Here is a 9,523-nt window from a genome sequence, read left to right as displayed (position 1 = left end):
CTTACCAATTACCAATTACCAATGACTAATAATTAGGTTCATTACCTACTTTCCATTTGATATTGCAACCAATACTCGGTTTTTGTTCACTTGTCACAGGTTGATTATTTAAAACTGCGGTAATAGCTGATCTTAAGTCTTTACCTGTTACGGGTTGATTATTACTAGGACGACTATCATCTAATTGTCCGCGATAAACGAGTTTTCTGTCGCCATCAAATAAAAAGAAATCTGGTGTACAAGCTGCCGTATAAGCTTGTGCTGTTGCTTGAGTTTCGTCGTAACAGAAGGTAAAATCAAAACCCAATTCTATACACATTTCTTTTAATGATTCTGGGGCATCATTAGGATAATTTTTAGCATCATTAGCACTAATGGCAATAATCCCTAAATCACTGTTGCTGTAATCTTGATCTAATCTGGCTAATTCTTGTTGAATATGCTTAACAAATGGGCAGTGCCGACAAATAAACATGATTAACAATGCCTTTTTATCGGCAAAATTATCAAGAGAAATTATTTTTCTAGATACTACTTCTGGTAGATGAAAATCTGGTGCTTTCGTGCCTAGAGGCAACATTGTGGAAGCTGTTAAAACCATAATTTTTTAAATGTTTTGATCAGGGTTTTTTCTAATAATAGAATAATCCATCTTGATTTAGGAAAATTACCAAATTCAAATACATAACTTATTAAAAAATTTGAGTATATTATGAGTTATGTAATTAAGTTATGGGAAAAAGATCAATATTCCCTGTTCCCTGCTATAATGACTGACCGTTGATTGAAAAAATTTTAATAATGATCACTTGGTGTTCCTTGCTAATGAAACAATGGGGTAGGATGACAAAATTCCTATCTTTGTTCTGTCTTTGTCTATTATTGGTTGTTAGTTGTACTCCTAAACAGCAAACAAATGCACCACAGTCTAGTGCTATAAACACTACTGCGGGTGATGGTCGGATTACCGTAGGGACAACGGAAAAGCCAAGAACTCTTGACCCTGCTGATGCGTATGAATTGGGATCTTTGAGTTTAGTATTTAATATGAGCGATCGCCTGTACACTTACGAACCAGGTAGTACAGAAATTAAACCACAATTGGCAACAGCATTACCAAAAGTGAGTGCAGATGGTTTAACTTATACTATTCCTATTCGCCAAGGAGTCCTATTTCATGATGATACTCCCTTCAATGCCAAAGCAATGGAGTTTAGCCTGCAACGCTTTATTGAAAATAAAGGTAAACCATCCTTCCTACTGTCTGATACCGTAGCTTCAGTTAAAGCCACAGGAGAGTATGAATTAACAATTAAACTGAAAAAACCCTTTGCAGCTTTTCCTTCGTTGTTAGCATTTTCTGGAGTCTGTGCAGTTTCGCCAAAATCCTATGAAATTGGGGCGAGAAAATTTAAACCGAATATTTTTGTTGGCACTGGTGCTTACAAATTAGCCAAATATGGAACTGATTCCTTAAAGTTTGATGTATTTGATAAATATTGGGGAACAAAACCCGAAAACAAAGGTGTCAATGTCCAAATTCAAACCAGTCCAGTTAACTTATTTAACGCCTTTAAAACTGGGGCGATAGATGTCGCCTATCTATCCTTACAACCGGATCAAATTCAGAGTTTAGAAGCCAGTGCGAAAAAGGGAGATTGGCAAGCTATATCTGCTCAAGGTAGTGTAGTTACTTATATGACTTTAAATCGCAATCAAAAACCTTTAGATAAAGTAGAGGTGAGACAAGCGATCGCATCATTAATTGATCGTAAATTATTAAATGATCGGGTATTATTATCACAGGCTGATCCTCTTTACAGCATGATTCCCACCACCTTCAACGTTTCCCAACCATTGTTTCAAGATAAATATGGTGATGGTAAATTTGAAGAAGCCAAAAAATCCTTAATTGCCGCTGGTTTTTCCAAAGAAAATCCAGCAAAAGTGCAAATTTGGTATCCTGCAAGTTCAATGACGCGCAGTTTAGTTGCACAAACCTTAAAATCCCTAGCTGATACTAAAATGGATGGTATTTTGCAATTTGAAGTTAAAACCGTCGAAGGTGCAACTTTTTATAAAGAAATTTCCAAAGGTTTATATCCCAGTACCTTAACTAATTGGTATCCAGACTTTTTAGATCCAGATAACTACGTACAGCCATTTTTAGCCTGTGAAAAAGGTTCAGTTGCTAAAGGTTGCGAAATCGGCGGTAGTCAAACTCAGGGGTCGTTCTATTATAGTGAAGCTATGAATAAACTCATAGATCAACAACGCAAAGAACAAAATCCTGAAGCCCGGAAAAAAATATTTGCCGACATTCAAACCCAAGTATTAACCGATGTTCCCTACATCCCCTTATGGCAAAATAAAGACTTTGTATTTGCTCAAAAAGGCGTAGCCAATGTCAATCTTGATCCCACCCAAAACCTGATTTACAAAACAATTAAAAAGTAGGGAATAGGTGACAGGTGACAGGTGCTACGCCACGGGGACAGGTGACAGTTAAGAGGAGATAGGGAGAAGTTTTCTTCTTTCATTCTTCTCTCGTTCCCAGACTCCGGCTGGGAATGCCATTTAGAGGCTCTGCCTCTTGTGAATTAGATGAGGCAGAGCCTCAAGACTGCATTCCTTGTCAGAGACAAGGAACGAGGTTAATCCTTCTTCTCTCGTTCCCAGACTCCGGCTGGGAATGCTATTTAGAGGCTCTGCCTCTTGTTAATTAGATGAGGCAGAGCCTCAAGACTGCATTCCTTGTCAGAGACAAGGAACGAGGTTAATCCTTCTTTCTTCATTCTTCATTCTAACTCCTGACTCCTATAAAAAATATGTCTCGTTCTAAAGCATTACAGTATTACATTTTTTCCCGGTTACTATTTGCACCACTGCAACTATTAACTATTATCACCATTGTTTTTATTTTACTTAGAGCCACCCCAGGAGATCCCGCAGATGCAATTCTGGGAGGAAGAGCGCCAGAAAGTGCAAAAGAAGAATTAAGAAAACAACTTGGTTTAGACTTACCAATTTGGTTACAATATCTCAATTATTTAGGTAATTTACTACGCTTTGATTTAGGAACTTCCTTAACCAGTCGCGGGCAAAATATAGGTGAAATAATTGGTCAATATTTTCCAGCCACAGTAGAATTAGCATTTGCGAGTATGGCTGTGGCGCTGATTGTCGGCGTTTTAGTGGGAACTATTTCCGCTTCTCGTCCGGGAACTGCTTTTGATATTGGTGGGCGTTTATTTGGGATTATTACCTACGCACTACCGATGTTTTGGGCAGGTATGTTATTACAATTAGTTTTCTCAGTTCAATTGGGTTGGTTTCCTAATTCCAATCGGTTTCCGCCCAATGTTCCTGCACCTACAAATATTACTGGTTTATATACAATTGATAGTTTATTAGCTGGGAATTTAAGTCAATTTTTCATATCTTTACATCATTTAGCTTTACCAAGTTTAACTTTAGGAATTTTGCTAAGTGGCATTTTTGAACGCATTGTCAGAGTTAACTTAAAACAGACTTTAAAAGCTGATTATGTAGAAGCGGCTAGAGCGCGAGGAATTCCTGAAAATAAGATTTTAGTTTCCCATGCTTTAAAGAATGCCTTAATCCCGGTAATTACGGTCTTAGGATTAACATTTGCTTCCTTATTAGGTGGAGCGATTTTAACAGAGGTGACATTTTCCTGGCCAGGGTTAGCAAATCGTTTATATCAAGCTATTGCCGACCGAGATTATCCTACCGTTCAGGGTGTGTTAGTATTTTTTGGGGCAATTGTGGTGAGTGCCAGTATTCTGATTGATATTCTCAATGCTTATGTAGATCCGAGAATTAGATATTAAAAAAGGAGTATGATTTTAGCATGGCTAACGCCATACACCATACAGTGCTAATAGAAAGTGATTAGCTAGACTGATAACTTTGTCAAAAAAATTTTAGATCGCTACTTTTTAAACTCATGTAAAAGAACAGCACTCTTGTGAAAACAGATACTATATTCTATCAACTATTTCAGACATTACCTAGTATCCTTTTTGAACTGATTGGCAAGCCAGCCACAGAAGCGGAAGCATATCAATTCACATCTGTAGAAATTAAGGAACTAGCATTTCGCTTTGATGGTTTATTTATACCTGATTCAGAAATACCTGAACAACCGATTTACTTTGTAGAAGTTCAATTTCAACCGAAAGCGGATTTTTACTGGCGGTTATTTACCGAAATCTTTGTTTATCTGAATCAATATCAACCAAAGAATGATTTTCACGCAGTAGCCATTTTTGCTAAACGTAGTTTAGATCCTGGTGTACCAATGCAGTATCGGGGTTTGCTAATGAGTCAGCAAATCACGTTTATTTATTTGGATGAGTTGGAGGTAACAACCGATAATTCAATAGGACTGGGAATGGTACAGCTAGTAGTGGAAAAAGAGGAAACTGCTATTGATCATACAAGGCAGTTAATCCAAAAATCTCGACAACAATTAGCAGATGCCAGTAAAAGACAAAAAGTCTTAGAATTGTTAGAGACGATCTTGGTTTACAAATTAAGTAATTTAACTCGCCAGGAGATTGAAGCAATGTTTACTCTAGATGAATTAAAGCAAACAAGGTATTTTCGAGAAGTTGCGGAGGAGGCGAAAGTACAAGGTAAGTTAGAAGGTAAGTTGGAAGGTAAGTTGGAAGGTAAGTTGGAAGGTAAGTTGGAAGGTAAGTTGGAAGGTAAGTTAGAAACAGTACCTTTGTTATTACAGTTAGGTTTGACTGTGGAACAAATAGCCGCAAATTTGGCTGTGGATATTGAAGCGGTAAGAAAGGTTGCGGAAACATCTGTTAATGAAACTCCTTCAGAGTAATTAGAAGAAATGGAAAGTGATTAGTTCGACTGATCACTTTTTTAATATTTTGCAATTAATTGTCTAACTTCTACTCCTTGGTCTTTTAAGGCTTGTTTCCAGTCAAACTTTAACTTTTATTCCTACTTGCTAAATGGTTGTGCTATCAGACACATTATTACCTTTGCAAACTACGAGGATCAAGAGCATCACGTAAGCCATCACCTAATACATTAAATGACAAAACGGTAATAATAATCAGAATTGCTGGTGGTAAAATTAGCCAAGGTTGTAATACTAAAATAGAAGCATTACTGGCTAAAGAAAGCATATTTCCCCAAGAAGGATCTGGTTGTTGAATACCTAAACCAATTAGACTTAATACTGCTTCTGCTCCAATAAAACTAGGAATTGTTAAAGTAGCGGAAATAATAATGTAAGTTGCAGTTTGTGGTAAAACATGACGAACAATAATATAAATGGGATTACCACCCATTACCTTTGCTGCTTGCACAAATTCAAGTTCTTTGATTGATAATACCTGTCCGCGAATTATCCTCGCTAAACCTGCCCAACTAATTACAGAAGTGATGAGAATGATTAATAAAAATCGCTGAGTGCTGGTTAATTTTGGACTCAAAATTCCTGATAGTGCTACTAATAAATAAATACTCGGAAAGGTCATCAATACTTCTGCTAAACGCATGATAATACTATCAATTATTCCGCCAAAATAGCCCGAAATACCACCAATAAGCAAAGCCAATGGATAGGTAATGATAATTCCAAAAATACCAATAAACATACTAATTCGACCACCATGCAACAGCCGACTAAATTGGTCGCGTCCTTGTTCATCTGTTCCCAAAATATTCAATTTTGCGTCACCAATAACCCCAAATAAATGCCAATTTAAAGAAATACCAGGGATAATTGTGACTTCCTGCCATTTTGGAGGTAGGGAAATACTCAAATTAAATAATTGATATTTTGTCCCAGTAACAAATAATCGTAATGGTGAAGGTTTTGTCTGGTCTATAATTATTTTTCTTTCCCCAGTTTCTAAGTTAGTATCGCCTTGTGTTGTAGGATATACGTGGGGTCCAATAAACTGCCCTGATTGAGATACCCAATGAATCTGAGTCGGTGGCAGTAGTGAACCATTGGTTTGTGAATCATAAGGGTTATAAGGAGCGATGAAATCAGCACCAATTACTGCTAAATAGAAACAGAAGAGGACAATTGCCCCAGTTCGTGCTAAAGGGTTTTTGTTGAGTCGTTGCCACCAATTCATAGTTTTTGATGTAAAAGTTAATGTTGATTAATTGTTGATAAAAGTATATATCAATAGATTAGATAAAAAACCGCAAACCTATTTTATGAATAACCTGCATCACCATCGGTCACAATTTCCCGCTTTAAGTAATAAGCTTTATTTTAACTACGGAGGACAGGGTCCAATGGCGCAAAGGGCTATGGATGTTATCACTCAATCTCAAGCACATATTCAAAGTATAGGTCCTTTTGGGAGTGATGCTTATGCTTGGATCGCACCGCAAATACAAGCCAGTCGGGAGGCGATCGCCTCTATACTAAATGTACCATCTGATACAATAACTCTCACGGGTAATGTCACAGTCGGTTGTAACATTGCCTTATGGGGAATTGATTGGCAACCGGGTGATCATCTTCTCCTTTCTGACTGCGAACACCCTGGTGTCATTGCTACTGCCCAAGAAATTGCCCGCAGATTTGCGGTAGAGGTTACTACCTGTCCCTTAATGGCTACTTTAAATGAGGGGAATCCCATCAGTATTATTGCTGAAAACCTCCGTTCCAAAACCCGCTTAGTAGTTTTAAGTCATGTCCTATGGAATACAGGTCAAGTTTTACCCATTGATAAAATTGTAGAAATATGCAAAAGCAATAATTCTCTGTTATTGATAGATGCGGCTCAATCAGTGGGCGTTCTTCCTTTGGATTTAACTGCTTTGGGTGTAGATTTTTATGCCTTTACTGGTCACAAATGGTTATGTGGTCCTGCTGGTGTGGGTGGTTTATATGTGCGTCCTCAAGCCAGGGAAAATCTGCATCCCACTTTTATTGGCTTAAATGGAGTAATTACTAATAATCAAGCCCAACCGACGGGTTGGCAACCAGATGGACGCAGATATGAAGTATCTACTTTACCAACTTCATTATATGTGGGTTTAAAAGAAGCAATTACAATTCATGAACAATGGGGGACAGCACAGGAAAGATATGAGCAAATTTGCAAAAATAGTAATTATCTCTGGCAAAAATTAAACTCTTTACCCAATGTCAAATGTTTAAAAAATTCACCCCCAGAAAGTGGATTGGTTTCTTTTCAATTAACTAATCAGCCTAGTTCTAAATTAGTGCAATCTCTAGAGTCAGAAAATATTTTAACTCGAACAATTGCCAGTCCTAATTGCATTCGTGTGAGTGCTCATTATTTAACATTAGAATCAGAAATTGACCAATTAATAGCAGCTATAAAAGGCGACTAGTACCGCAAGGCGGAAGTCAAAAGTCAAAAGTCAAAAGTCAAAATGAAGACAGTATAGGCTTTTGGAGGATTTAGAATGGTTGGTTTATTTACGCCGTTTTGTACTAGAAGTCACTGCTAAACAGACAAAACCCACCTTTGTGGGTTAAATCATATTAGTCCGCGACGGCGGACTTTGCTTGTGTAGTAGTGTTCGCGGAGCGTGCCGGAGGCATCTTTCTAATCGCCCAATACTCTTTTTAACCTTGTTTTAAATCATGAAAAGACCAACTATATATATAGCCATCACAAATCACGGTTTTGGTCATGCTACCCGCACAGCTTCCATTGCTAACACCATCCAAAAATTATATCCTGAAGCATTATTAATTCTAGTCACCACTGCACCTCGCTGGTTACTGGAATCTTATATAGAGGGTGATTTTATTTTACGTCAACGGGCGTTTGATTTAGGTGTGATTCAAGCTGATAGTTTGACAATGGATAAACCAGCAACTTTAGCAAAACTGCGAGAAATTCAAAAAAATCATAAATCCTTAATTGCTTCAGAAGTTAATTTTATTCGTCAAAATCGCGTTGATTTAATTTTAGCAGATATTCCTTTTCTAGCTGCTGGATTTGCTGAAGCTACGAATATTCCTTGCTGGATGATTAGTAACTTTGGTTGGGATTTTATCTATCGAGATTGGGGGGAAGAATTTACGGAAATGGCTGATTGGATTAGTGATTGGTATAGAAAATGCGATCGCCTATTTCGTCTTCCTTTCCATGAACCTATGTCAGCATTTACCAACATTACAGATGTCGGTTTAACTTGTGGTTCTCCCCATTTTAATATTGATGAATTACGCACTAATTGGCAAATAAGTACACCACCAGAAAAAACCATTTTACTGACATTTGGTGGTTTAGGCTTGCAAGAAATTCCTTACACTAATATCAGCAGATTTCCCGATTGGCAATTTATTACTTTTGATGCCTCAGCCCCAGATTTACCTAACTTAATTAAAATTACAAATCATCAATATCGTCCTGTGGATTTTATGCCGATTTGTGGGAGAATTATTTCTAAACCTGGATATGGGACATTCTCAGAAGCTACCCGTCTAGAAATACCAGTTGTAACCATACCCCGTCATGATTTTGCCGAAGCAGCTTTCATGTTAGCAGGAATTGCTAATTACAATCATCATCAAATTCTCACAACACCAGAATTTTTTCAAGGAGATTGGGATTTTCTTGATCAATCACCTCAAGCACCAAAGCAACCCAACATTATAGCCAAAGATGGGAATGAAACAATAGCCAAAGCTGTGATAGATTATTTAGAGACAAATATAGCGGTATGCACTTGAATGAAATACATCATAAGCCCCCTCCTTGCACCCCCCTCAATCCCCCCAGAGCAGGGGGAAGAAAAGGATAAACTTCTTGTATTTCACTCAGCCAAGAACCGCTATATATAAACTACTATAAACTAGCCATGACCCACTACCAAAAACTATTAAGAGTTTCCACCAATGGAAAATCATTTCACAATATTACCGCCAAAATTGAAGCTATTGTTGCTGAATCTGGTATAGAAACTGGGCTTTGTAGTTTATTTTTACGTCACACCTCAGCTAGTTTAGTAATTCAAGAAAATGCTGATCCTGATGTATTACTTGATTTAGCTAATTTCATGACAAAAATAGTCCCAGAAGGAAACCATTACATTCATGATGCTGAAGGACCAGACGATATGCCAGGACATATCCGCACAGTTTTAACCCATACCTCCGAACAAATTCCCATTAATCGTGGTCATTTGGTATTAGGAACATGGCAAGGAATCTATGTTTGGGAACATCGTCAACAGAATAATGTGAGAGAGTTAGTAGTTCATATTTCTGGATAGGATTGAAAAAGTTATCTGTGATGTTCTTCCCCCCCCTACCTCTCTTCTCCCCCCACCTCTCTTCCCCCCCTACCTCTCTTCTCCCCCTACCTCTCTTCCCCCCCTACCTCTCTTCTCCCCCTCCCCCCCTACCTCTCTTCTCCCCCCACCTCTCTTCCCCCCCTACCTCTCTTCTCCCCCCACCTCTCTTCCCCCCCCACCTCTCTTCCCCCCCCACCTCTCTTCCCCCCTACCTCTCTTCCCCCCCTAC

8 protein-coding genes are annotated in these 9,523 nt (G+C 38.1%); 6 read left to right on the top strand and 2 right to left on the bottom strand.

All coding sequences use genetic code 11. The annotated features are described in order from the left end of the window. Window positions 1–25: 25 nt before the first annotated feature. Complete coding sequence (locus tag FJR37_RS18745; protein WP_039199289.1) at window positions 26–601, bottom strand: thioredoxin family protein; 576 nt, start codon at window positions 599–601, stop codon at window positions 26–28. A gap of 242 nt (window positions 602–843) precedes the next feature. Here FJR37_RS18745 and FJR37_RS18740 point away from each other — a divergent pair, with 242 nt between their 5' ends. The 3 genes from FJR37_RS18740 to FJR37_RS18730 all read left to right on the top strand — a co-directional run bounded on the left by FJR37_RS18740 (window position 844) and on the right by FJR37_RS18730 (window position 4,867). Continuing rightward, window positions 844–2,457, top strand: a complete 1,614-nt coding sequence (locus tag FJR37_RS18740; protein WP_254434610.1) for an ABC transporter substrate-binding protein — start codon at window positions 844–846, stop codon at window positions 2,455–2,457. Window positions 2,458–2,828: 371 nt separating this feature from the next. Further along, the gene (locus FJR37_RS18735) at window positions 2,829–3,854 is read left to right on the top strand and encodes an ABC transporter permease (protein WP_039199293.1); all 1,026 of its coding nucleotides are present in this window, start codon (window positions 2,829–2,831) and stop codon (window positions 3,852–3,854) included. A gap of 137 nt (window positions 3,855–3,991) precedes the next feature. Continuing rightward, entirely contained in the window at window positions 3,992–4,867 is an 876-nt protein-coding gene (locus FJR37_RS18730) for an Rpn family recombination-promoting nuclease/putative transposase (protein WP_168466795.1), read from the top strand. Window positions 4,868–5,024: 157 nt separating this feature from the next. Here the strand turns inward: FJR37_RS18730 and FJR37_RS18725 are convergent, their stop codons facing one another. Continuing rightward, window positions 5,025–6,140 carry an ABC transporter permease gene (locus FJR37_RS18725; protein WP_168466794.1) on the bottom strand — a complete coding sequence of 372 codons (1,116 nt, stop codon included), beginning with the start codon at window positions 6,138–6,140 and terminating at the stop codon, window positions 5,025–5,027. A gap of 85 nt (window positions 6,141–6,225) precedes the next feature. Here FJR37_RS18725 and FJR37_RS18720 point away from each other — a divergent pair, with 85 nt between their 5' ends. The 3 genes from FJR37_RS18720 to FJR37_RS18710 all read left to right on the top strand — a co-directional run bounded on the left by FJR37_RS18720 (window position 6,226) and on the right by FJR37_RS18710 (window position 9,273). After that, the gene (locus tag FJR37_RS18720; RefSeq protein ID WP_168466793.1) at window positions 6,226–7,377 is read left to right on the top strand and encodes an aminotransferase class V-fold PLP-dependent enzyme; all 1,152 of its coding nucleotides are present in this window, start codon (window positions 6,226–6,228) and stop codon (window positions 7,375–7,377) included. A gap of 256 nt (window positions 7,378–7,633) precedes the next feature. Continuing rightward, window positions 7,634–8,731, top strand: coding sequence for a glycosyl transferase (locus FJR37_RS18715; RefSeq protein WP_168466792.1), 1,098 nt, complete (start codon window positions 7,634–7,636; stop codon window positions 8,729–8,731). Window positions 8,732–8,859: 128 nt separating this feature from the next. Further along, entirely contained in the window at window positions 8,860–9,273 is a 414-nt protein-coding gene (locus FJR37_RS18710) for a secondary thiamine-phosphate synthase enzyme YjbQ (protein WP_027403361.1), read from the top strand. The last annotated feature ends 250 nt before the right edge of the window (window positions 9,274–9,523 follow it).

The organism is Aphanizomenon sp. UHCC 0183 (genome assembly GCF_009712065.1).
Classification (GTDB): Bacteria; Cyanobacteriota; Cyanobacteriia; order Cyanobacteriales; family Nostocaceae; genus Dolichospermum; species Dolichospermum heterosporum.
The sequence above is the reverse complement of the archived record's forward strand: the minus strand, read 5'-3'. Positions and strand labels throughout refer to the sequence as shown.

Coding starts and splice junctions, on each gene's coding strand:
- FJR37_RS18740 (WP_254434610.1), top strand. CDS start 844: ATGACAAAATTCCTATCTTTGTTCTGTCTTTGTCTATTATTGGTTGTT.
- FJR37_RS18725 (WP_168466794.1), bottom strand. CDS start 6,140: ATGAATTGGTGGCAACGACTCAACAAAAACCCTTTAGCACGAACTGGG.
- FJR37_RS18745 (WP_039199289.1), bottom strand. CDS start 601: ATGGTTTTAACAGCTTCCACAATGTTGCCTCTAGGCACGAAAGCACCA.
- FJR37_RS18710 (WP_027403361.1), top strand. CDS start 8,860: ATGACCCACTACCAAAAACTATTAAGAGTTTCCACCAATGGAAAATCA.
- FJR37_RS18735 (WP_039199293.1), top strand. CDS start 2,829: ATGTCTCGTTCTAAAGCATTACAGTATTACATTTTTTCCCGGTTACTA.
- FJR37_RS18720 (WP_168466793.1), top strand. CDS start 6,226: ATGAATAACCTGCATCACCATCGGTCACAATTTCCCGCTTTAAGTAAT.
- FJR37_RS18715 (WP_168466792.1), top strand. CDS start 7,634: ATGAAAAGACCAACTATATATATAGCCATCACAAATCACGGTTTTGGT.